The 21,849-nt window shown below is 57.1% G+C and carries 20 protein-coding genes and 1 riboswitch; of the genes, 13 read left to right on the top strand and 7 right to left on the bottom strand.

Going from position 1 to position 21,849, the window contains the following annotated elements:
- The first annotated feature begins 82 nt into the window (after positions 1–82).
- The gene (locus AUC60_RS22585) at positions 83–571 is read left to right on the top strand and encodes a hypothetical protein (protein WP_087272992.1); all 489 of its coding nucleotides are present in this window, start codon (positions 83–85) and stop codon (positions 569–571) included.
- Positions 572–638: 67 nt separating this feature from the next.
- Positions 639–926: a PA4642 family protein gene (locus AUC60_RS22590; RefSeq protein WP_087272995.1), complete on the top strand. Its 288-nt coding sequence runs from the start codon at positions 639–641 to the stop codon at positions 924–926.
- 68 nt (positions 927–994) lie between these two features.
- Here the strand turns inward: AUC60_RS22590 and mqo are convergent, their stop codons facing one another.
- Entirely contained in the window at positions 995–2,503 is a 1,509-nt protein-coding gene (gene mqo, locus AUC60_RS22595; protein WP_087272997.1) for a malate dehydrogenase (quinone), read from the bottom strand.
- Between the two features lie 732 nt (positions 2,504–3,235).
- Positions 3,236–3,469, bottom strand: a complete 234-nt coding sequence (locus AUC60_RS22600) for a hypothetical protein (RefSeq protein WP_087273000.1) — start codon at positions 3,467–3,469, stop codon at positions 3,236–3,238.
- Positions 3,470–3,644: 175 nt separating this feature from the next.
- Between AUC60_RS22600 and AUC60_RS22605 the strand changes: the two genes are divergently transcribed.
- Complete coding sequence (locus AUC60_RS22605; protein WP_087273003.1) at positions 3,645–4,226, top strand: YajG family lipoprotein; 582 nt, start codon at positions 3,645–3,647, stop codon at positions 4,224–4,226.
- 235 nt (positions 4,227–4,461) lie between these two features.
- Here the strand turns inward: AUC60_RS22605 and AUC60_RS22610 are convergent, their stop codons facing one another.
- Together AUC60_RS22610 and AUC60_RS22615 are read right to left on the bottom strand one after the other, a co-directional pair.
- A complete protein-coding gene (locus AUC60_RS22610; RefSeq protein ID WP_027899530.1) occupies positions 4,462–4,668 on the bottom strand; it encodes a hypothetical protein in 207 nt (68 codons plus the stop codon).
- A 153-nt stretch (positions 4,669–4,821) separates the two neighbouring features.
- Positions 4,822–5,985, bottom strand: coding sequence for a 1-acyl-sn-glycerol-3-phosphate acyltransferase (locus AUC60_RS22615; protein ID WP_087273006.1), 1,164 nt, complete (start codon positions 5,983–5,985; stop codon positions 4,822–4,824).
- 117 nt (positions 5,986–6,102) lie between these two features.
- Between AUC60_RS22615 and AUC60_RS22620 the strand changes: the two genes are divergently transcribed.
- The 4 genes from AUC60_RS22620 to AUC60_RS22635 all read left to right on the top strand — a co-directional run bounded on the left by AUC60_RS22620 (position 6,103) and on the right by AUC60_RS22635 (position 8,286).
- Positions 6,103–6,285: a CPXCG motif-containing cysteine-rich protein gene (locus AUC60_RS22620; protein WP_087273009.1), complete on the top strand. Its 183-nt coding sequence runs from the start codon at positions 6,103–6,105 to the stop codon at positions 6,283–6,285.
- Entirely contained in the window at positions 6,285–6,557 is a 273-nt protein-coding gene (locus AUC60_RS22625; RefSeq protein WP_087273012.1) for a putative signal transducing protein, read from the top strand. The genes AUC60_RS22620 and AUC60_RS22625 overlap by 1 nt, the downstream gene beginning before the upstream one ends.
- Before the next feature lie 57 nt (positions 6,558–6,614).
- Positions 6,615–7,244: an SOS response-associated peptidase gene (locus AUC60_RS22630; protein ID WP_087273015.1), complete on the top strand. Its 630-nt coding sequence runs from the start codon at positions 6,615–6,617 to the stop codon at positions 7,242–7,244.
- A 223-nt stretch (positions 7,245–7,467) separates the two neighbouring features.
- Positions 7,468–8,286 (top strand): M48 family metallopeptidase, encoded by an 819-nt coding sequence (locus tag AUC60_RS22635; protein ID WP_087273018.1) that lies wholly within the window; start codon positions 7,468–7,470, stop codon positions 8,284–8,286.
- 164 nt (positions 8,287–8,450) lie between these two features.
- Here AUC60_RS22635 and AUC60_RS22640 read toward each other — a convergent pair whose 3' ends face one another.
- The 3 genes from AUC60_RS22640 to AUC60_RS22650 all read right to left on the bottom strand — a co-directional run bounded on the left by AUC60_RS22640 (position 8,451) and on the right by AUC60_RS22650 (position 11,418).
- Positions 8,451–9,035, bottom strand: a complete 585-nt coding sequence (locus AUC60_RS22640; protein ID WP_087273021.1) for a TMEM165/GDT1 family protein — start codon at positions 9,033–9,035, stop codon at positions 8,451–8,453.
- Positions 9,036–9,123: 88 nt separating this feature from the next.
- Positions 9,124–9,244, bottom strand: a riboswitch (yybP-ykoY riboswitch).
- Positions 9,245–9,283: 39 nt separating this feature from the next.
- Positions 9,284–10,282, bottom strand: coding sequence for a class I SAM-dependent methyltransferase (locus AUC60_RS22645; protein ID WP_087273024.1), 999 nt, complete (start codon positions 10,280–10,282; stop codon positions 9,284–9,286).
- Positions 10,283–10,452: 170 nt separating this feature from the next.
- The gene (locus AUC60_RS22650; RefSeq protein WP_087273027.1) at positions 10,453–11,418 is read right to left on the bottom strand and encodes a 2-hydroxyacid dehydrogenase; all 966 of its coding nucleotides are present in this window, start codon (positions 11,416–11,418) and stop codon (positions 10,453–10,455) included.
- 119 nt (positions 11,419–11,537) lie between these two features.
- Between AUC60_RS22650 and AUC60_RS22655 the strand changes: the two genes are divergently transcribed.
- From AUC60_RS22655 to AUC60_RS22680, 6 genes are all read left to right on the top strand, one after another.
- Positions 11,538–12,167 carry a LysE family transporter gene (locus tag AUC60_RS22655; RefSeq protein ID WP_087273030.1) on the top strand — a complete coding sequence of 210 codons (630 nt, stop codon included), beginning with the start codon at positions 11,538–11,540 and terminating at the stop codon, positions 12,165–12,167.
- Positions 12,168–12,414: 247 nt separating this feature from the next.
- Positions 12,415–14,091 (top strand): fatty acid--CoA ligase, encoded by a 1,677-nt coding sequence (locus tag AUC60_RS22660; protein WP_087273033.1) that lies wholly within the window; start codon positions 12,415–12,417, stop codon positions 14,089–14,091.
- A gap of 397 nt (positions 14,092–14,488) precedes the next feature.
- Complete coding sequence (locus AUC60_RS22665; RefSeq protein ID WP_087273036.1) at positions 14,489–16,426, top strand: DUF1302 domain-containing protein; 1,938 nt, start codon at positions 14,489–14,491, stop codon at positions 16,424–16,426.
- Positions 16,427–16,455: 29 nt separating this feature from the next.
- A complete protein-coding gene (locus AUC60_RS22670; RefSeq protein ID WP_167384388.1) occupies positions 16,456–17,820 on the top strand; it encodes a DUF1329 domain-containing protein in 1,365 nt (454 codons plus the stop codon).
- 251 nt (positions 17,821–18,071) lie between these two features.
- The gene (locus AUC60_RS22675) at positions 18,072–20,813 is read left to right on the top strand and encodes a winged helix-turn-helix domain-containing protein (protein ID WP_087273042.1); all 2,742 of its coding nucleotides are present in this window, start codon (positions 18,072–18,074) and stop codon (positions 20,811–20,813) included.
- 199 nt (positions 20,814–21,012) lie between these two features.
- On the top strand, positions 21,013–21,717 hold the full coding sequence (locus AUC60_RS22680; protein WP_087273045.1) for a YiaD family glycine zipper/OmpA-like lipoprotein: 705 nt from the start codon (positions 21,013–21,015) through the stop codon (positions 21,715–21,717).
- Positions 21,718–21,849 lie beyond the last annotated feature (132 nt).

Raw genomic sequence — 21,849 nt, forward strand, 5'->3', positions numbered from 1 at the left:
CCTCGTAACCTCGGTGAGCTCCTACAGGAGATTCGCCATCCCGCATGCTAAAGTGCCAGCCCTGTCCTTGCGGGAAGTCGAAATGAAGCTTTTGATCCGTAGCGCAACCCTCGCGCTGTTGTGCTGCCTGTCAGTTGTAGCGCCTGTTTCAGCTGAACCCATGCATGCCCAGTACCTGCCGCCAGATGACCTGAATCTGCGTGAAGGCGAACCCGAACAGCAGCAATTGCTGCAGATCACCGAATACTCGGTGGTGGTGGGCAATCAGCGTCAATCCAATCAAACACCTATTCCCGTTACATCACCGGTATTGCTGCGCCTCAAAGGCAAGCCGATGAACAAAGGCGCAACGATTAACGAGGTGCTGATTCATTTCGACGCAGAGAGCAAAAGCCTGAAGAAGCCGGTATTCGATGACAAGAGCCGGGTTCTGAACCTCTATTACCCTGTCACGCAGTACCGAACGCTGATGGATCTGCTGCGCAACGAAAAGCTTTACTGCCAGTTCCTCACTTATGCCAACGGCCATGTCTGGGCCGATTTGCACACCGGGGCTGTGCGTACTCGTTGAGCCTTTCGCCGAGCCGGGGGTAAACTGCCCGCCGGTTAACAAGTCAGCGATCCAGTTGGAGCACGCAATGCGTAAAGATAAGAAGCAGTTGATTGGTGACGAAATCGGCGATGAGCAGGTTAAAGCCTTTTTGCTCTTTGAGCCGGTTGACGCTACATCGCCATCGCTGCACAAGCTGATCAAGGCTTACCGTGGCTTGCGGGTCAATGATTTCGAGCGTTTTCTGGTGTTCTTCCTCGAAGCCGGTTACGACCTTAATGGCAAAGACGAGCACGGCAATGACTTCATCGCTCTGATCAAAGATCAGCGCAACGCCGATGAATACATCGAGTTGATCGAAAAAGCTCGCGGCTGAGTTTTTACCGCCATAAAAAAACGCCCCGAGGGGCGTTTTTTTTGACCTGCAGTTTTTCACCGGCAGAGTCAGGCGATGCTGTGTGCTTCGCTGTGTTTCTCAACCAGTTCCAGGCGCTCGTTGTTCTGGGTGCTGACCCGCTCATACAACTGCGCGTCGGTTTCCAGTTCTTTCTCCCGAGCCGGGAAGATTTCATTGAGCTTGGCTGCCCATTCACCCCGCGCTTTTTCCGGGAAGCAGCGCTCGATCAGGTCCAGCATGATCGAAACGGTTACCGAAGCCCCAGGCGATGCACCCAGCAGGGCGGCGAGCGAGCCGTCCTTGGCCGAGACCAGTTCGGTGCCGAATTGCAGGACACCGCCTTTCTTGGCGTCCTTCTTGATGATCTGCACCCGTTGGCCTGCGATTTCCAGGCGCCAGTCTTCGGCCTTGGCTTCTGGGTAGAAGCGGCGCAGAGACTCAAGACGTTGCTCCATGGACTGCATGACTTCGCTGACCAGATACTTGGTCAGGTCCATGTTGTCGCGAGCCACAGCCAGCATCGGTTTGATGTTGGCGGCGCGTACAGAAAGCGGCAGGTCGAGGAACGAGCCATGTTTGAGGAACTTGGTGGTGAAACCTGCGTAAGGTCCGAACAGCAGGGATTTCTTGCCGTCGACGACGCGGGTATCAAGGTGGGGCACGGACATCGGTGGCGAGCCAACCGCTGCCTGGCTGTAAACCTTGGCCTGATGGTGTTTGACCACTTCAGGGTTATCGCAGCGCAGCCACTGGCCACTGACCGGGAAGCCGCCGAAGCCTTTGCTTTCTTCGATGCCCGACAACTGCAGCAGCGGCAAGGCCGCGCCGCCGGCTCCCAGGAACACGAATTTGGCATCTATTTCACGGGTGCTGCCGCTGTTCACGTCCTTGATGCTGACGCTCCAGCCGTCGCCTTTGCGGCTCAGCCCCGTCACACGCTTGCAGTACTTGACCTGAGCATCGGGCGTGCTGGTCAGGTGCTTGAGCAACTGGTTGGTCAGGTTGCCGAAGTTGACGTCAGTGCCGTTCATGACGCGGGTCGCAGCGATCTGCTCATCGGCCGGGCGGCCGGGCATCATCAGCGGCATCCACTCGGCAAGGGTGGCCTTGTCTTCGGTGTACTCCATGGACGAGAACGCATGGTGCGTGCGCATGGCTTCAAAGCGGGTCTTGAGGAAGGCGATGCCTTTCTCGCCCTGCACGAAGCTCAGGTGCGGGACTGCACTGATGAAATTCTTCGAAGAGCCGAAGGTGCCTTTTTGCGTCAGGTAGGCCCAGAACTGTTTGGACACCTCGAACTGGGTATTGATCTGCACGGCTTTTTTGATGTCGATCGAACCATCTTTTGCCGGAGGGGTGTAATTGAGTTCGCACAGCCCGGCATGGCCGGTACCGGCGTTGTTCCACGGGTTGGAACTCTCCGCAGCGCCAGAGTCCATCAGCTCAACGACTTCCAGCTTGAGGCCGGGGTCGAGCTCTTTGAGCAGTACGGCAAGAGTGGCACTCATGATGCCTGCCCCAACCAATACCACATCGACTGCTTCGTTATGCGCCATTAACGCGTCTCCAAAATCTGCAGCACCAAATTGACGGCATACGATCCTGAGGTCAGATGCCTGGTAGCGGGGCTTTGTTCAAAGTTGTGCCCCGATAACCCTGGCCAGGATCTGCATGTCCGATTCTTCGCAATTCTTCGCATCATCACCGGAGGCCACCAAACGGACTTGAATCAAAGGTTCATCAGGGCAGCATGAACGCATTTTTCGGTCCGGTCAGCCATTCGACTATCGTCAAGGCACCCGGTTATGCAACCAAATCCGTAGCGGACAGGCTTCAGACTCCGGTCGTGGAGGCTGCGCAGCGGCAATCGATCCTGTGCAATAGGGCTGGGTCAGATGCTAATGGTGCATTTACAAACGCGTACCTGTTCATTTGCTCGCCACACTCTTGTGAAGTAGTGAAACCCGTTTTTTCGCGCTCTTTTGGAGGCGCGAACCTCAACCTCAAAAAGGGCTGCACAATGACAGCACCGGCAGATCACCGCATGCATCCTGAGGTGTTGGCGAGCGAAAGGTTCGAAAGAATCGAGCCTTTGTTCACTGACCAACACGCAATCTGCGCGCATATGACCTGTGTGGGCGGCTCTCTGTGGGCATTACGAAGGCGCTAATCCGGGGATTAGCCATGCTGCGAGGCCCGATCAGGAGACGTCCTTATAATCGGGGGGAGATTATAGCGATGAAACGACAGGAATTGATCGTATTAAGTGACTTTAATTCGGTTTTTGGTCAGGCCATGCGCAGATGGCGGGCTGCAGGTTGTCCGGCTTGACGAATGAGTCGTGCGTTGAAGGGCAGCGGCTGGTTCAGCCAGGACAGATTTTGCTCGGCGACTTCCACCCACTCCTGACCGACAGGGGGCTGGCTGCATTGCTTGAAAGCGCGGCAGATGCCGGTGTTATCAACGCGTGCGTAGTGACGGTAGGTGGGGCGTTGGCTGAAGAGTGACCAGATAAAGTCCATGACGGGGCTCCCGGTTGGTTTAGGCGCAAGTGTGCACACCGCACATGACATCGTCGTGACGAGCGGGTTGCTGAACCATTGCATGGCTGTCGCGGTCCGATTTTCACTGGTTGGCGGTGCTGGGAGGCCGCTATACTGCGGCACATTTAGTGCCTGGCCCATTGGAGAGATGAGCATGCTGCGTCGCATTATGTTTGGTTTGCTTGCTGTAACGAGTCTGACTCTGGTCGGTTGTGCCCACAGCCCGCAACAACTTAGCCCGCAACCCAAGCTGAACGCTCAGCTGGCACCGGTAGGCCGTGGTCAGCCCGTAGTTGTCCGTGTTGTTGATGGTCGCCCAAGCCCGACGCTGGGTACTCGTGGCGGTATGTATCCGGAAACCAGCGCTGTCAGCGTTTCCAGTGCTGACGTGCTGCCCAAGCTGCAGGCTCAGGCTGAAGCCGCCGTGCGTCTGCTGGGCTTCACCCCATCGTCTAATGGCGGCGGTCCACAACTGACCATTACCCTGGCGGATCTGAAGTATCAGTCTCCGAAAGAAGGGCTGTATGTGACTGAGGCGACTATCAGCACCACGTTCCGTGCCGAAGTGCAGAACAACGGTCGCAACTACGCAGGTCGTTATGCCGCTTCGCTGGATCAGCGATTTGGCATGGCGCCGAATCAGGAAACCAACACTCGTCTGGTCAGCGATGTGCTGAGCGACGCCCTGACGCGTCTGTTCCAGGATCAAACCATCGGTAACACGCTGGCCCAGTAACACCAGCGCTGCTATAAAAAAGCCCGGCTATCTTGCGAGATGCCGGGCTTTTTTTGTGCCAATACTTTTACTTGTGGGGGGGGCTAGGTTTGCCCGCAAGCTGACATGGGACCGGCTTTAGCCGGGAAGGCGGCATGTCTGGCGATAAAAATGTGGTGCTTGTACTGGCCTCTTCCCGGCTAAAGCCGGTCCCACGACTTCGCGCCAATCGTCCTATCAATGATCCCGATCAGGCTCACGCCGCCTGCTGATAAAAATCCAGAAAGCTGAAACCCGTCTGCAGATCCATGTCTGGCAAGTCATGGTGTTGGTGACCACCAAGGGCGCAGTAGACCAGCCAGTGACGGTCCTGAACATTGAAGGACCAAGCGTCGATCAAGGCTTCCTGTTCGTCGCTTGGGGCGATCAGATAAAGGCGGTCCTGGTTTTTTGCGTGCAGCATGTGAAGCTCCATTAGGTCGAAGTTCTGCCTCGAAGGAGCCATACAGTGCCCGGATCACGTTACGTTCGCGTGACGGTGATAAAAATTGTTCGACAATTATCATGCACAAAAAAGGCGCTGAATATCAGCGCCTTTTTTGAGCCGTCGGCAGGATCAGAGCGGGATACCCGCCTTGACCCGATACTGATTGCGGACTGGCGTTGCGTATTGCAGCACCAGGTAAGGGCGGTGCTCGGCGGGGCATTCGTCCAGGCGGCGCTGCCATTCTTCCTGTGCCTTTGTCAGCTCCGGCGCTGCGAACACATCTTTGGCCAATGGCACATTGAGGGACGGGTCGGCGTCTGCCCATTGTGCGTACGCCAGATAATGCACCGGGAACAGGCGATAGCCGCCGAGAATCTGCCGATCCATCTCAATGGCCAGCGCTTTGGTGTCTTCAAACAGTTCGGTAATCGGCGGCGCGAAGTTCACATGAACGCGGCCTTTATAGCCGGTGATGCCCAACGCAATGCTTACGTCGTCCTCGCCCGGCGCTTTGCTGTACGTGCCGGTCGTGGCTCGAATGTAAAGCTCGCGAGCCTTGGCGTGATCGCAAGGGTCGTACTCATAGCTGATGGACACCGGCGTCAGGTTCAGTGACTGGATCACTTCGGCGAACGGCTCGTCTTTGCGACTCATGTGGAACATCTTGAGGATCGCCGACTCGGTACGGTCATCACCGTCCTTGGCGCGACCTTCCGCCTGGGCAATCCAGATCGACTGGCAGTCATTGCGAATCGAGTGGTTGATGTACGCCGACAGCAACTGATAGGCCGCCATCTTTTCTCTGCGTCCTGCGATGGAGCGGTGCACGATGAAGCTTTTGTTCAAGCGCATCAGGTCGCTGACAAACGGCTTTTGCAGCAGATTGTCGCCAATCGCGATACGCGGTGTTGGCAGGCCGGCGTGGTACACGGCGTAATTGACGAAAGCCGGATCCATCACGATGTCGCGGTGGTTGGCCAGAAACAGATAGGCGCTGCCGGATTTGAACTGCTCGACACCGGTGTAGGTCACACCGTCGGTAGCGCGCTCAATGGTGTGGTCGACGTAGTATTCGACCTTGTCCTGCAAGGTAGCGACCGAATTGATACCGACGAACTGACGGCGCAGTTTGCGGGCAATGATCGGTTGTAATGCCCAGCCCAAAGCGCCCGCAAGTTTCGGGAAGCGAAAGCGGGTCAGGATCGATAGAAATTCTTTGTCGCTGAGCAAACGCTCAAGTACCGCTGAGACTTCAGCATCGTTGTAAGGTCGGATGGCATCGAATTCGCCCATCATGCTCTCTTGTAAGGGTGACAAAAATAGGGGAGGCCAGGTCTGGCAATTGCGTCCAGACTCTATCGGAGCCTTCAAAGAGCGCGATTATACGCACAACTGAACCCGGAGACCGCGATGCAGGAAATTCAGAGTTACGACTGCCCTTACTGCGGGGAGCCCGTTGAAGCCGTGCTGGATCTTTCTGGCGGTGATCAGCAGTACATAGAAGATTGCCCGGTATGCTGTCGCCCCATCGTGTTCGACCTGCAAACCGATGGTGAAGACTGGAGTCTGGACGTTCGCAGCGAGAACGAATAATGCAGAAAGTCTACGAGCCGGAAAACCTGATGGAAGGTGAGCTGTTACAAGGCATGCTCGCCAGCGAAGGTATTGAAGCGCACCTGACCGGTGGACATTTGTTGGGAGCGTTGGGTGAGTTGCCAGCTCTTGGGCTATTAGGGTTACTAGTGGATAACGATCAGGTCGAGCGGGCGCGGCAGTTGATCACTGAGTACAATGCGGCGCTGCCCTTCTCTGGAGGGGAGCCCGGTGAAGAACCCGATAATTTTCCTGATGTGCTGGTGTGTTGAGCCGGACATGCATCCTGTTTCTACTGACTGATACATCCAAAAGAGTCTTGTTACCCCATGTGTGGACGTTATGCGCTGTTTCGTTGGACGCCCGCTTTTGCGGCTTTGCCCGGTTTCCCGGCGGACCAACAGGCGCAATGGAATATTTCGCCAGCCGACTCGGTGCTTATGCTGCGTGCGGTCGCCGGGACTGAAGGCGACCTTGAGTTGGCCCGTGCGCGCTGGGGGTTGACCCCGCCCTGGTTGACCGATCTTTCCCGTACACCGGCGCATGCCCGCGCCGAGACGTTGGCCGAGCAGCCGATGTTTCGTGAGGCCTTTCGCTTACGCCGTTGCCTGCTACCCGCCAATGGCTTTTATGAATGGCGCGGCACCACGCGCAAGCGACCATTCTGGTTGACGCCGGGGGAGGGCTCGGCGCTGTTTTTTGCAGCGATCTGGGAGGCTTATCCGGTGCAAGGCCACACGTATCTGAGCGTTGCGGTCGTTACCCAGCTAGCGGCCAGCCAGCGGCGGCCGTTGATTCTCGACGCGCAAGGGCAAAAGGACTGGTTGGCTGCCGATACGCCGTTGCCGACCTTGCAAGCTCTGCTCGCCGCCCCGCAAACCGCGCTCCGCGAGCGCCCGCTGGCGAATCTGATCAATGATCCCAAGCTTAACGCGCCTGAGTGTCTGACGCCGTTGTGATCGTGGGACCGGCTTTAGCCGGGAAGAGGCGGTTACAGTCACTAAAAGTGTGTCGTCAGACTGCTGCTTTCCTGACTAAAGCCGCTTCCACGTCGCCTATCACCTTTGCACGCCTACAGGAACCAATGTGTGACCAGGCGGACAAACTTGGCTGTCAGCCAGCATCTGGCGCATCCATCGTTCACCGCCTAGGATGAGCGCCATGTTCAGAGGGAGATCCATCATGCGTCAGAAATTTGCTCTATGTGCCTTGAGTGCAGCCTTGCTGCTCGGCGGCTGTCAGGCCGTGAACACCACCAGCGGCGATTCGGTCGGTGTAGAGCGCAAGCAATACATGTTCAGCATGCTCTCGACCGATGAGGTCAATCAGATGTATGCCCAATCCTATAAAGAAACGGTGGGCGAGGCTTCGACCAAGGGTGTCCTGGATACCACGAGCGCCAATGCCAAGCGCGTGCATGCGATTGCCGATCGCCTGATCGGTCAGGCTCCTAAACTGCGTCCGGATTCCGCGCAGTGGCAGTGGGAAGTGAACCTGATCAAAAGTGATGAGTTGAACGCCAACTGCGGACCTGGCGGCAAGATCATTTTCTACACCGGCCTGATCGATAAACTGAAGCTCACAGACGACGAAATCGCTGCGGTGATGGGCCATGAAATTGCTCATGCCTTGCGCGAGCATGGGCGTGAGTCGATGTCCAAGGCCTATGGTGTGGCCATGGCCAAACAAGGGGCGGGCGCCATTCTGGGGTTGGGGCAGGACAGTATGGCGCTGGCCGATACCGTGGTTAATTACAGCCTGACCTTGCCTAACAGCCGCAGCAACGAAAATGAAGCTGACCTGCTTGGCCTGGAGCTGGCGGCACGTGCCGGTTACAACCCGAACGCCGCTATCACGCTATGGCAGAAAATGACCGAGAACTCCGGTGGCTCACAGCCTGAATTCATGAGCACTCACCCGGCTTCGGAGAGCCGTATTGCTTCGTTGCAGGCGGCGATTCCCAAGGTGATGCCGTTGTACAACGCCGCACCAAAGTCCTGATACAACGCAGGTCCCTGTAGGAGCTCACGAGCAGCGCGAGTCAGCGATAGCGTCCTGCCTGATACACCGTTATCGCGGCCTCGCGTTGCTCATGCGCTCCTACAGAAATATGGAGTCGTGTCAGTCACGCCGTGTCGCGAACAAGTTCACCCTACAGGTTCGTTTTATACCCAGCCACTCACCTGCATTGCCTTGTAAACCGCTACCAGGGCAAGCACGAAGAAAGCGCTCGCAGCCAGGCGGCGTATCAAGGTCAGAGGCAGTTTTTCGGCGGCGAAATTACCTGCCAGCACCACCGGAACGTTGGCCAGCAACATACCCACCGTGGTGCCGATAATCACTAGCCACAGATAAGAATATTGCGCGGCGAGCATGACCGTGGCGATCTGTGTCTTGTCACCGATTTCCGCAATAAAAAACGCGATCAGAGTGGTCATGAACGGGCCAAACTTGCGTGCGGTGTTGGCCTCGTCGTCATCCATCTTGTCCGGGACCAGAGTCCACAAAGCGGTCGCGGTGAAGCTCGCAGCAAGAATCCAGTGCAAGGTGGCGTCGGAGAAGAAGCTGCTGAACCAGGCACCAACAGCACCCGCGGCGGCGTGGTTAGCCAGGGTTGCGGCGACGATGCCCGCAATGATTGGCCATGGCTTGCGAAAGCGAGCTGCCAGAATGAGGGCAAGGAGTTGGGTCTTGTCACCGATTTCGGCAAGCGCGACTACAGCGGTGGGGACCAACAAGGATTCCAGCATCAGGTTTTCCTAAGGGGCGGGTCGACACGGCTATGACACGTACAGCCTCCCCGCCCCGGGTAAGGTGTTCGTGTCATAGGTCTTGTCAAACCACCGATCCGTCTGAGCGGATTCGGGGTCGTACGCACCATGGTCTGAGGACCAAGTATGTTGATGCGTACCGGACGAGCGTGGCGCTCGTGGGAGACTACTCCCCTAGGACGGAGCGGATTCTGCCTTCAGCTTTCGCTTTGGGCAAGTGCTTATTTTCAAGCCCGCTTGGCGCGGTAGATTCTGAAGCCGTTACCTTCAGCCTTGATCGCACACACGCCAAAATGCTCTTCGATAATGGGTTGGTACTTCAGGAAGCTATTGGCGACTAGCCGAAGTTCGCCACCTGATTTCAGATGTTGGCGTGCTTTTCTCAGCAGGTTTTCCGTGGCCTTGTAGTCGGTATGAACCCCGACATGAAACGGTGGATTGCTCAAAATCGTGCTTAGGCCCATGGGTGCAGCGTCGATACCGTCGCCGGTCAGAACTTCGGCCTCAAGCCCGTTCGCAGCAAGGGTCAGGCGCGTGCTGGCAGTGGCGAAAGCATCGACATCGAGCATGATTACGTTGTTATGCGGGTAGCGACGTTTTACCGCAGCCCCCAGCACGCCAGCGCCGCAACCGAAGTCGAGCAAATTGCCGCTGGGTAGTTTGTCGATATGTTGCAGGAGTAGCGCTGAGCCACGATCGAGGCGCCCGTGGCTGAACACGCCGGGCAGGCTGACGACCTTCAACGGACCGTCCTCCATTTCGATTTCGTAATGCTGGGCAAGGCTTTCCAGCTCAAGAGCCTCGGGCGCCTGCTCGACGGTGACTTGCCAGAGCTGGCAGTGGCGGGCGCTGTCCAGCTTGCGGGCACGGCCAAACGGGGACAGTTGTTTCGCGGCGGCTTCGATACCACTGCGTTTTTCGCCTACCAGAAACAATTCACGGCCTGCCAGTCGAGAGGCCAGGGCGTTGAGCGCGTAGTTGGTCAGGTCACGCGCTTTTGGCAGGAACAGCACCGCGCTGTCAAACGGCTGCTCTGAGACATTCACGCCGAAATGGGTACGACCTTCGAAGCGAGCATCCAGCGCGGCTTGATCACCAGCATGCCAGCACCAGCCATGAGCTTGCGGCAAACGTCCAAGCAAATCGTCAGCAGGCAGACCCGCCAGCAGCAGGGAGCCCTGAAATAACTCGGCCTGACGGAGTAACACTTCACTGCGCGGGTCCATGGTGGGCTCCTCGAAAAAGCGCGGAGTCTAACAGTTTGAAGCCGGCAACGGCGGTGCTATCCCTTGAATTGAAATGCATCCTGCAGGATCGCACGAGCAACGCGGCCTCGCGGTGCTCGTGCGCTCCTGCAGGTCTTCCGTATGACATGCGTCGTAGCGGGCGCTGCGGCCTAACTCACCACCCGAACCGGCTCGCCTGCAAAGAACCCCAGAGCATTTTCAGTCACTTGGCTGACGATCCGCTGGCGTGCTTCGCGAGCACCCCAGGCACTGTGAGGCGTAATGATCAGGCGCGGAATGTCGCCTGCCAGCAGCGGATTACCTGCGCTGGGTGGTTCAACCGTGAGCACGTCGGTAGCAGCACCGCCCAAGTGACCCTTACGCAGCGCATCGGCCAGTGCTTGCTCGTTGATCAGCCCGCCGCGAGCGGTGTTGATCACATAGGCGTGTGGCTTGAGCAGACTTAGTTCGTGGGCGCCGAGCATGTCGCGGGTGTCGTCGTTGAGCGGGCAATGCAAGGTCAGGGCATCGACCTGTGGCAGAAGCTCTTCAAGTGGCAAACGATCCGGGCGGGCAGGGCGGCCAGGGATTTGTCCCAACAAGACACGCATGCCAAAGGCTTCGGCCAGTTTTGCAACGGCACCCCCCAGTTCCCCGTGACCCAGCAGGCCCAATGTCTTGCCTTCCAGCTCCACGATAGGAAAGTCCAGCAGGCAGAACTGTTTCGACTTCTGCCACTGGCCTTGCTGCACTGCTTGCTGGTAATCCGGCAGGCTCGTCGCCAGTGCCAACAGCAGCATCAAGGTGTGTTGGGCCACCGACGGGGTGCCGTAGCCTTGGCAGTTGCATACGGTAACGCCGTGATGACGGGCTGCGGCCAGGTCGATGTTATTTGTGCCGGTGGCAGTCACCAGCACCAGCTTGAGGTCGGGGCATGCCGCGAACGTGTCGGAATCGATCACGATCTTGTTACTGATAGCCACCTGTGCACCCTGCAAGCGTTCGATCACCTGATCTGCGCTGGTGCTGGTGTGCAGCGTCAGTTCACTGAAGCATTCACGCAGCGCGCTGAAGTCCAGATCGCCCAGATCCAACGACGTGTAGTCGAGAAAAACTGCCTTACCGTGATTGCTCATCAGCTGTACCTGTTAATGGACGTATTGAAGGCTTAATGTGGCTAGCCTAACAGAGCGAAACGCTTGCTTACATTTTTGGCCGGCTTAACTTTTGCCAGCTTATTTTTCGGAGAACCATCATGTACTGGGCCGAGTTTCTCACCGTTGCCTTGATTCACTTGCTCGCTGTCGCCAGCCCTGGCCCCGATTTCGCGGTGGTTGTGCGGGAAAGCGTTGCTCATGGGCGCAAAGCGGGCACCTATACCGCCATGGGCGTGGGCACGGCGATCTTTCTGCATGTTGGCTATTCGTTACTCGGGATTGGCTTGATCGTTTCGCAATCGATCGTTTTGTTCAACGCGCTCAAGTGGGCCGCTGCGGCTTACCTGCTTTACATCGGCTTCAAAGCGCTGCGGGCCAAGCCAGCCAGTGCCAGCGATGCACCGGTCAACGTTGCAGCAGGTGAGCGCACGGCTCGTGGCGCGTTTACTAGCGGCTTCATCACCAACGGCTTGAATCCCAAGGCAACGCTGTTTTTCCTGTCGTTGTTCACCGTAGTTATCAACCCGCACACGCCGCTGTGGGTGCAGGCCGGTTATGGCGTGTACCTGGCGGTCGCGACGGGGCTGTGGTTTTGCATGGTCGCGCGCCTGTTTAGCCAGGAGCGCGTACGCGCAGGCTTTGCGCGCATGGGGCACTGGTTTGATCGGGCCATGGGTGGGGTGCTGGTTGCTTTGGGCTTGAAGCTGGCGCTGACTGAGAGTCATTGATACAGCTAGAGATGCAATTGTCGCGCGGCAGACATTCGATCTGGAGCTCACCTCGTAATCTCGGTGAGCTCCAGGAGTTTAGCCAGTTCATAAGTTTGCAATGTGTTTGCCAGAAGATGCAGAGCATCAGGGGAAGCAGGTGACAACCCGTTCTCAGAAATCATCCCTTTGGCTGATTTGACTGGCGAGGTACCGCTCTAGAGTCCATATTTCAAGCCACGCCTGTGCCCTTTGAAAAGGAGCTCTTATGTTGCAGACCCGCGTTATTCCGCCAGCCGAAGGTGCCTATCAATATCCTCTGTTGATCAAGCGGCTATTGATGTCAGGCAGCCGTTACGAAAAAACCCGGGAAATCGTCTATCGCGACACCGTTCGCTTTACCTATCCAGAACTGATCGAACGCGTCTGCCGGTTGGCAAATGTGCTCAGTGCCGCAGGCGTAAAAGCTGGCGATACTGTGGCGGTAATGGACTGGGACAGCCATCGTTACCTTGAGTGCATGTTCGCCATTCCGATGATTGGCGCGGTGGTTCACACCATCAACGTCCGGCTCTCCCCGGATCAGATCGTCTACACGATGAACCATGCCGAAGATAAGTTCGTGCTGGTCAACAGTGAGTTTGTCGGCCTGTATCAGGCAATGGCCGGGCACCTGACCACCGTCGAGAAAACCCTGCTACTGACGGACTTGCCGGAAAAGACTGCTGAATTGCCCAATCTGGTGGGCGAATACGAGACGCTGCTAGCCCAAGCCAGTGCCCAGTATGAATTCGAAGACTTCGATGAAAACTCCGTCGCTACGACTTTCTACACCACCGGCACAACGGGTAATCCTAAAGGCGTGTATTTCAGCCATCGCCAGTTGGTGCTGCACACCTTGGGTCTGGCAACCGGTTTAGGCAGCGTCGAAGGATTGCTGCGAACCGGTGACGTTTACATGCCCATCACGCCAATGTTTCACGTTCATGCCTGGGGCATGCCTTACGCGGCGACCATGCTGGGCGTCAAACAGGTTTATCCCGGTCGCTATGACCCTGAGTTTCTGGTCGAGCTATGGCGCAAGGAGAAGGTCACCTTTTCCCATTGCGTGCCAACCATCATGCAGATGGTGCTCAACGCAAAAGCTGCGCAGGGCGTCGATTTCGGCGGCTGGAAGATCATTATCGGAGGCAGCTCGCTGAACCGGACGCTGTATGAAGCGGCCAAGGCGCGAGGCATTCAGCTGACTGCCGCTTATGGCATGTCCGAGACCGGCCCGTTGATCTCGGTTGCGCATCTTAACGATGAGTTGCGCGCTGGCAGCGAGGACGAGCGCGTCACGTATCGAATCAAGGCAGGCGTACCTGGCGTATTAGTGGACGCGGCAATCGTTGATGAAGACGGGAATTTCCTACCTGCCGATGGTGAGACCATGGGCGAGCTGGTTCTGCGCGCACCGTGGCTGAGCGAAAGTTATTACCGAGAGCCGCACAAAGGTGCCGAAATGTGGGCAGGTGGCTGGCTGCACACCGGTGATGTGGCAACGCTCGACAGCATGGGCGTGATCGATATTCGCGACAGGATCAAGGATGTCATCAAGACCGGTGGCGAATGGATCTCGTCCCTGGCTCTGGAAGATTTATGCAGTCGCCATCCCGGGGTTCGTGAGGTGGCCGTGGTCGGAATCGCGGATCCGCAGTGGGGAGAACGGCCATTCGCATTGTTGGTGGTGCGTGAGGGGCATAGTGTCGAGGCAAAGGATTTGAAGGAGCACCTCAAACCTTTCGTCGAGCTGGGGCATATCAATAAGTGGGCGATCCCGCACCAGATCGCGGTTGTTACTGAAATTCCCAAGACCAGCGTCGGTAAGCTCGACAAGAAGCGTATGCGGCTGGATATCATCGAATGGCAAAACACCAACAGCAGCTTCCTTTCGACGCTCTGACGTGTCGGGCAAGGTGAATACGGCACTTATTTCACCTTGCCCGGGTCTGAGCCGTGCCGCGCCGAGCGCGGCTTGCGGGCCTTGTACCGGCCGAGCAAGCGCTTGGCTTGCCAAATCTGCAAATTAAGCCATTCTCCCCACGAGCCCGCTGACGTCATCGGGCGCAAATACGCGCGGCAGAGAGTCTTGAACTGCAAATCACACTTTAGAGGGATCAAGCAGTGCGACCTGCTGGCTATAGTCGGTATCAGGGGCTGGTTAAAAACGAATGAAGATACTGATCCGTTGTAACCTTCTGGGTTACCCGATGAGCGTTGGACTGTCTGTCGAAAGATCGACTGTGCCGTTTTTAGCAGTACCACTGCCAAAACAATAAAAAACACATGGAGTAGCGTCGATGACATCAGCAAACCAGTTCTGGCGCCGGGCAAAACTGCCTTTGGCCGTCAGTCTCGCTTCTACGCTCGCCGGTCCTGCTTTCGGCGTCAGCTTCAACATTGGCGAAATCGAAGGCAAGTTCGACTCGTCGCTCTCCGTGGGCGCCAGTTGGTCTACCGAGAAAGCCAACAAGAATCTCATCGGTTCCAACAACGGCGGGCATGGCCTGTCGCAGACGTCCGATGACGGCCACTTGAACTTCAAACGCGGTGAAACGTTTTCGAAAATCTTCAAGGGCATTCACGATCTTGAGTTGAAGTACGGCGACACCGGTGTGTTCGTGCGTGGCAAATACTGGTACGACTTTGAACTCAAGGACGAGAACCGCGAGTTCAAGGACATCAGCGACTCCAATCGCAAGGAAGGCGCGAAGTCTTCCGGCGGGCAGCTTCTCGACGCCTTCGTTTACCACAACTACAGCATCGGCGATGAGCCAGGTTCGGTGCGTTTCGGTAAGCAGGTAGTCAGTTGGGGGGAGAGTACCTTCATCCAGGGCGGTATCAACAGCATCAACCCGGTCGACGTGTCTGCGTTCCGTCGTCCTGGCGCGGAAATCAAGGAAGGCTTGATTCCGGTCAACATGTTCTATCTGTCGCAAAGCATCACTGAAAATCTCTCGGCAGAGGGTTTTTACCAGTTGGAATGGGACCAGACCGTTACCGATAACTGCGGCACGTTTTTCTCGCAGCCGGATGTGATTTCGGATGGTTGTGATACCAATCTGGCGGTGTTGCGCAGTCGAAGCGGGCTGAACAGTTCATTGACTGCCGCTGGTTTGCCTGCGGGCGCGCGTGGCGCGATCTTTAATACCCTCGGCCAACGCGGCGTGTCTTTCGGCAACCCGGATGAAGGTGCGATCGTGCGCCGCGGCCCTGATCGGGATGCACGTGACGGTGGCCAGTTCGGCGTGGCCATGCACTACAACTTTGAGCCGCTGGATACCGAGTTTGGCGCTTATTTCATGAACTACCACAGCCGTGCGCCAATTTTCAGCGGTAGGGGCGGTCCGGCCAGTGCCTACAGCGGTGCGGGTCTGGTGGGTGCGCTTGTGGGCAGCGGCATACCCTTGGGAACGGCCACTGCGTTGGCTCCTACGCTTTTGCCACTGGTTGTTGCGGGTAACTCCAGTTACTACGTTGAGTACCCGGAAGATATTCAACTGTACGGCCTCAGTTTCTCCACAACATTGCCAACCGGCACTGCCTGGAGCGGCGAAATCAGCTATCGACCTAATGCGCCTGTGCAACTCAATACCACTGACATTCTGTATTCCGGTATTACCCCTCTGAACCCGAATGTGTCTTTGCTTCAAGGTCGCCCGGATACTGATCAAAAAGGGTATCGCCGTAAAGAAATCACCCAGTTGCAAACCAGCTTTACGCAGTTCTTTGACCAGGTTATGGGGGCAGAGCGTCTGACAGTGGTCGGTGAAGTGGGCTGGACCCATGTCGGCGGTCTGGAAAGCACCTCGAAAATCCGTTATGGCCGTGATCCGAGCTACGGGCCTGGCCCTCTGCCTGGCGGCCAATGTGCAACGCTCAACGCGGGAACACTCACGGGGGCAGCACAAAACAACCTGAATCGATATTGCGAAGACGATGGCTTCACCACCGCCAACTCCTGGGGTTATCGTGCCCGCGCCATCTGGGATTACAACAGCGTGTTTGCCGGGGTAAACCTGCGTCCAAACGTGGCTTGGTCTCATGACGTGAAAGGCTATTCGCCGGGGCCTGGCGGTAACTTCGAGGAAGGCCGTAAAGCTGTAAGTCTTGGACTGGATGCCGAGTATCAGAACACTTATACGGCTGCTCTTGCGTACACCAACTTCTTCGATGGGAAGTACACCACGGTTGATGATCGCGACTTCGTGTCGCTCAGCTTTGGCATGAACTTCTAAGAACACGGTTTTTCAGGACGACGATGAATATGAAAATAACAAAAAGTCTGTTGCAAGTCGGTGTGCTCGGGTTGTCGCTGCTGGCAACCGGGGTCATGGCCGCTGTGTCTGAATCTGAAGCAGCAAAGCTTGGGACTACGCTCACGCCCATGGGGGCTGAAAAGGCCGGTAATGCCGCCAACACTATTCCTGCCTGGAGCCCAATGCCCAAGAATGCCGGGGCGGTAGATGCCAAAGGCTTCCTCGCCAACCCGTACGCCAACGAGAAGCCACTGTTTACGATCACCGCTGCCAACGTAGAGCAGTACAAGGCTAATCTGGCACCGGGTCAGTACGCGATGTTCAAGCGCTACCCGGAAACCTTCAAAATGCCGGTCTACCCGTCCCATCGCGGAGCGGCCGTCCCCGATGACGTGTCAGCGGCCATCAGGAAAAATGCCACCAATACCAAGCTCGTAGGTGGTGGTAACGGTCTGGAAAACTTCGACACGGCGGTGCCTTTCCCGATTCCTCAGAGTGCTACCGAAGTCATCTGGAATCACATCGGGCGTTATCGTGGGGGGAGCGTAAAACGTCTGGTGACCCAGGCGACTCCGCAGCCTAACGGTTCATACAGCCTGGTGTATTTCAGTGATCAGTTCGTGTTTCGCGACAAAATGAAGGACTACGATCCGAAGAACCCCGGCAACGTATTGTTCTATTTCAAGCAGGAAGTCACCGCGCCAGCGCGTCTGGCCGGTAGCGTGCTGCTGGTGCACGAAACCCTCAATCAGGTAGCCGAGCCGCGTTCTGCCTGGCTCTATAACGCAGGGCAACGTCGGGTCCGCCGTGCTCCGCAGGTCTCCTATGACGGACCGGGCACCGCCGCTGACGGTTTGCGCACATCCGATAACCTGGACATGTACAACGGCGCACCGGATCGCTATGACTGGAAACTGGTCGGCAAGCAGGAAATGTACATCGCTGCCAACAGCTACAAGCTGGATGATCCGAAGCTCAAGTACGCTGACATCATCAAGGCCGGGCATATTAATCAGGACCTGGCCCGCTATGAACTACGGCGCGTCTGGCACATCACCGCAACGCTCAAAGAAGGGCAACGCCACATCTACGCCAAGCGTGACTTCTTCATCGATGAAGACACCTGGCAGGCAGCGGTCATTGACCACTACGACGGTCGTGGTCAGCTCTGGCGTGTTGCCGAAGCTCACGCCGAGAACTACTACGACAAACAAGTGCCGTGGTATGCCCTCGAAGCTCTGTATGACCTGCAATCGGGTCGCTATCTGGCACTGGGCATGAAGAACGAAGAGAAGCGTGCCTATGACTTCGGCTTCACCGCGACCACCAGCGAGTTCACGCCTAATGCGCTGCGTCAGGAGGGCGTGCGCTGATAACCGTCACGATCCTGAGCATGAGCTGCCGAAGGTATTCGTCTTGACACATCGCAATCGCAGCCTGCGGCATATCCAGCAGGCCTGATCCCAAAGCCCCTTAACAGGGGCTTTTTTATGGATATGTATTCGGTTCGATGATTGTAGGGAAATTGTTACAGTCTTTTCCCGGCTCACCTTCAAAACGGCTGACTTACCGGCTAGTCTGCTGAGCATTCGCCAAGCCGATAAGACCTCAATAAGAGCCGGCCATGACTGACCTGTCCCGTTTGCAAGGCTTCTCAGGCAACGCGGTTCCCGCGCTGGAGGGGCGATTTTTTCGTCCCCCCTTGCCTGACGGCTATGTAGTGCGTGAACGCTTATGCACACGATTGGCTGCCGGTCTATCCGGGCGGCTGTTGTTGGTCAGTGCACCGGCAGGTTTCGGCAAGAGTTCGCTGGCGGTGGAGTTTTGTCAGAACCTCCCCGAGCAGTGGCAAAGTGTGTGGTTGGGCCTTAGTTCACGCGACAGCGATCCTGGACGGTTTCTTGAGCGCCTGCTCGGCGCGTTGCAACAGTTTTTCCCGCAGTTGGGCGCTCAGGCGCTTGGTTTGTTAAAGATGCGTCAGCGTCATCAACCCTTCGCTTTTGAAGAGTGGCTCGATGGTTTGCTGGATGAGCTATCGATGCACCTGATGCTGGGCAAACCCCTGCTGCTGGTTCTGGATGACTACCATTTGGCGCAGGGTTCGGTACTGGACCGCTGCTTGCAGTTTTTCCTCAATCATCTCCCGGCCGGGCTGGTCATCATGGTCACCAGCCGGCAGCGTCCTGAATGGCATTTGGCGCGTTTGCGACTTTCACGGCAACTCGTGGAGCTTAACGAGCATGACCTGCGCCTGACTCATGCCGAATCGCTGGCGTTGTTGGGGCAGGGCAAACGTCCGCTGGACGCCGATGCACTGCAAAGCCTCATTGAACGCAGTGAGGGCTGGGTCGCCGGGCTGCGCTTCTGGTTGCTGGCAGCCTCTGAAGTGGGAACCGGTAACGAGTTGCCACACGCGCTGCATGGCGGCGAAGGGCTGATTCGCGACTACTTGCTTGAAGAAGTTATTGAATGCCTGCCCGGGGATGTGCAGGCTTTCCTGTACGACACCGCGTGCCTGGAGCGCTTTTGCTTTGAGTTGTGCGACGCCGTCAGAGACAGCCATGACAGCGCGCAAATGCTCCGTTACTTGCAAGCGCACCAAGTGTTTTTGGTTCCTCTGGACGAGCACGGCCTTTGGTACCGTTATCACCATTTATTCTCTGACCTGCTTCGTGCCAGGACCCAGGCCGGGTCGCCACAGAACCGCTTGCATTTGAATGCCTGTCGCTGGTTCAGCGAACAGGGTTTGCTGGATGAAGCGGTTGAGCAGGCGTTGCGGGCCGGGCACCTGGATGTTGCCGCCAATCTGGTGCAGAACCTTTCCGAAGAGCAATTACTGGCCGAGCAGAACGTCGGCATGTTGTTACGCTGGAAAATGGACCTGCCCGACAGCTTGCTGATCAGTACCCCGAGGCTGATCGTGCTGTATGCCTGGGCGCTGGGCTTGGCCTGTCAACTCGATGCGGCCGAAGAGCTGGCCGAGCACCTCAGTCGCTTTTTGCCGGCCCCGTCTGCGACGGCGCAAACATCCATGCTTGCTCAATGGTTGGCGCTGAGCGGGATCATCGCTAGGGGACGAGGTGATACCGAAAAGACCCGGCGCTATTGCAGTGAGGCCTTGTTGAGCCTGCCGCGCAAACGTTACGGGCAACGCTTGATGTGCCTTTCGACACTGGCCAATCTGGCGATAACCGAAGGGGATCTGTGGCGTGCCCGCGCCTTGAACCGTGATGCGCTTGAGTTGGCGCAGCGGGTCGCCAATCCTTTGTTTGAAGCACTCGCACATTACGACCGTGCCCGCGCGTTGCAGGCCCGAGGTGAAATAGTGCGTGCGCTGGATGAGGTCCGCCACGGGCTTCAACGCTTGAAAGGTTTGTCGGCGCAACGGCTGTATGCAGTTCGTGCACGACTCACACTGTATGAAGGATATTTACTGACTCTGCGTCTGCAAAATGACACCGGGCGCGTTCAGCTGTTAGCCGGTCTTGCCGAAGCTCGGGCTTGCCGGGATATCAGCGTGCTGATCGGCCACTGTGTGATCGCCGGGCTGCTTGGACGAGAAGGGCGTTTTGCCGAAGCGTTTGCGGAGTTGTCTGAAGCCGAACGGCTGATGCACATCTGGGATGTACCGTCGATTTACTATCTGGCGATGATCACGCTGGTCAAATGCGAGCTGTGGCTGGCCCAGGGCCGACTGGATCTGGCCGAAGCCTGGCTGCTGCGATTGACGCAGACTTACAGCGGCGAAACACCAGCATCCTCGCCTGAATGCCATCCTCAACTGGCGCATTACGTAGAGCTGCAGTGCGCCGCTCTTGAGCGCGCCCAAGGGCAGGCTGAGGCTTGCATGCAACGGCTCAAGCGGCTGGAGATCCATGCCCAGAGTGTTGATGGTCAGCTTTTGAAGCTGACCGCGCTGGTCCAGCAAATGATGCTGCTAATGGGCACCGGCCACGAATCCAAGGCCCGCGCTTTGGTTGATCAAAGCCTGCGCGCAGCCACTGGCGGAGCGTTGCTGCCGTTTTATGAGTTGATTGAGCATCATCCGGGCTGGTTGCGTGAACAACTGCTGCAAGCCGTCCCGTGTGCAACGCGTGACGCGTTGCTGGAGAAAATCCCGGCAATGGTGAGTGCTGCGCCTCGGGAGAGCAGCGATCTGCCGCATGCTACCGATATTCTCAGCGTTCGGGAGCTGAGTGTCCTGCAATTGATCGCGCAAGGCTGCTCCAATCAGGAAATCAGCGACCAGCTTTTCATTTCTCTGCACACCGTCAAAACCCACGCCAGCCATATCAACGGCAAATTGGGTGTCGAGCGCCGAACCCAAGCGGTCGCCCGCGCGCAGGAGTTGGGGCTGTTAGGCTGACGGTTGTAAGCCTGGGTGAACAGGCAACGGTCATCACCTAGCATGCTCCGATCCGCGCTTGGGGGATGAGATGCAAGAGAACCCCTACGTTCGGGCTTAAGCATTGTTCAGGCAGGGTTAAGGAATTTATAGGGGCTGCCATGCTCTAATTTCGTCACAGTCCGAGGACTTACTGTTCATAGAATTCAGGAGCGTCTCCATGTTTACCTCCCGTCGTTTGATTATTGTCGCCACTGCCGTGGCCCTGCTTTCCGGTTGTGCGTCGCAAAATCCATATGACAATCAGGGCCAGGCTCAGAACGCTGGCGGTGTCAGCAAAACTGCGAAATATGGCGGGCTGGGTGCGTTGGCAGGTGCGCTGGCGGGTGCTGCCATCGATCACAATAATCGCGGCAAAGGTGCTTTGATTGGTGCTGCGGTCGTGGGCGCGGCGTCTGCCGGCTACGGTTACTACGCTGACAAACAGGAAAAAGCGTTGCGCGAAAGCATGGCCAACACGGGTGTTGAGGTTCAGCGTCAAGGCGATCAGATCAAGTTGATCATGCCTGGCAATATCACCTTTGCTACCGACTCTTCGGCTATCGCCAGCAGCTTCTATTCGCCGCTGAACAACCTGGCCGGTTCGCTGAAGCAGTTCAATCAGAACAACATCGAGATCGTCGGTTACACCGACAGTACCGGTTCGCGTCAGCACAACATGGACTTGTCTCAGCAACGCGCGCAAAGCGTGAGCACTTATCTGACCTCGCAAGGGGTTGATCCGGCCCGTCTCTCGGTGCGTGGTGCAGGCCCTGATCAGCCGATAGCCAGCAACGCGGACGTCAATGGCCGTGCTCAGAACCGTCGGGTCGAGGTCAACCTCAAACCGATTCCGGGTCAGCAGTACGAGCAGTATCAGCAGTAATTCGAGTGGCTGCGGTGCCAATGGCACCGCGCTTTCTCGCGGCAAATGTTAGATCTGTAGGAGCGCACGAGCACCGCGAGGCCGCGATAGCGGTGTATCAGACAGGACGCCATCGCTGCCTCGTGTTGCTCG

This window comes from Pseudomonas caspiana, assembly GCF_002158995.1.
GTDB classification, from domain to species: domain Bacteria; phylum Pseudomonadota; class Gammaproteobacteria; order Pseudomonadales; family Pseudomonadaceae; genus Aquipseudomonas; species Aquipseudomonas caspiana.

Bases quoted from the DNA above. Each gene is read 5' to 3' on its own strand.
- AUC60_RS22585 (WP_087272992.1), top strand. From the start codon at position 83: ATGAAGCTTTTGATCCGTAGCGCAACCCTCGCGCTGTTGTGCTGCCTG.
- AUC60_RS22590 (WP_087272995.1), top strand. From the start codon at position 639: ATGCGTAAAGATAAGAAGCAGTTGATTGGTGACGAAATCGGCGATGAG.
- mqo (WP_087272997.1), bottom strand. From the start codon at position 2,503: ATGGCGCATAACGAAGCAGTCGATGTGGTATTGGTTGGGGCAGGCATC.
- AUC60_RS22600 (WP_087273000.1), bottom strand. From the start codon at position 3,469: ATGGACTTTATCTGGTCACTCTTCAGCCAACGCCCCACCTACCGTCAC.
- AUC60_RS22605 (WP_087273003.1), top strand. From the start codon at position 3,645: ATGCTGCGTCGCATTATGTTTGGTTTGCTTGCTGTAACGAGTCTGACT.
- AUC60_RS22610 (WP_027899530.1), bottom strand. From the start codon at position 4,668: ATGCTGCACGCAAAAAACCAGGACCGCCTTTATCTGATCGCCCCAAGC.
- AUC60_RS22615 (WP_087273006.1), bottom strand. From the start codon at position 5,985: ATGGGCGAATTCGATGCCATCCGACCTTACAACGATGCTGAAGTCTCA.
- AUC60_RS22620 (WP_087273009.1), top strand. From the start codon at position 6,103: ATGCAGGAAATTCAGAGTTACGACTGCCCTTACTGCGGGGAGCCCGTT.
- AUC60_RS22625 (WP_087273012.1), top strand. From the start codon at position 6,285: ATGCAGAAAGTCTACGAGCCGGAAAACCTGATGGAAGGTGAGCTGTTA.
- AUC60_RS22630 (WP_087273015.1), top strand. From the start codon at position 6,615: ATGTGTGGACGTTATGCGCTGTTTCGTTGGACGCCCGCTTTTGCGGCT.
- AUC60_RS22635 (WP_087273018.1), top strand. From the start codon at position 7,468: ATGCGTCAGAAATTTGCTCTATGTGCCTTGAGTGCAGCCTTGCTGCTC.
- AUC60_RS22640 (WP_087273021.1), bottom strand. From the start codon at position 9,035: ATGCTGGAATCCTTGTTGGTCCCCACCGCTGTAGTCGCGCTTGCCGAA.
- AUC60_RS22645 (WP_087273024.1), bottom strand. From the start codon at position 10,282: ATGGACCCGCGCAGTGAAGTGTTACTCCGTCAGGCCGAGTTATTTCAG.
- AUC60_RS22650 (WP_087273027.1), bottom strand. From the start codon at position 11,418: ATGAGCAATCACGGTAAGGCAGTTTTTCTCGACTACACGTCGTTGGAT.
- AUC60_RS22655 (WP_087273030.1), top strand. From the start codon at position 11,538: ATGTACTGGGCCGAGTTTCTCACCGTTGCCTTGATTCACTTGCTCGCT.
- AUC60_RS22660 (WP_087273033.1), top strand. From the start codon at position 12,415: ATGTTGCAGACCCGCGTTATTCCGCCAGCCGAAGGTGCCTATCAATAT.
- AUC60_RS22665 (WP_087273036.1), top strand. From the start codon at position 14,489: ATGACATCAGCAAACCAGTTCTGGCGCCGGGCAAAACTGCCTTTGGCC.
- AUC60_RS22670 (WP_167384388.1), top strand. From the start codon at position 16,456: ATGAAAATAACAAAAAGTCTGTTGCAAGTCGGTGTGCTCGGGTTGTCG.
- AUC60_RS22675 (WP_087273042.1), top strand. From the start codon at position 18,072: ATGACTGACCTGTCCCGTTTGCAAGGCTTCTCAGGCAACGCGGTTCCC.
- AUC60_RS22680 (WP_087273045.1), top strand. From the start codon at position 21,013: ATGTTTACCTCCCGTCGTTTGATTATTGTCGCCACTGCCGTGGCCCTG.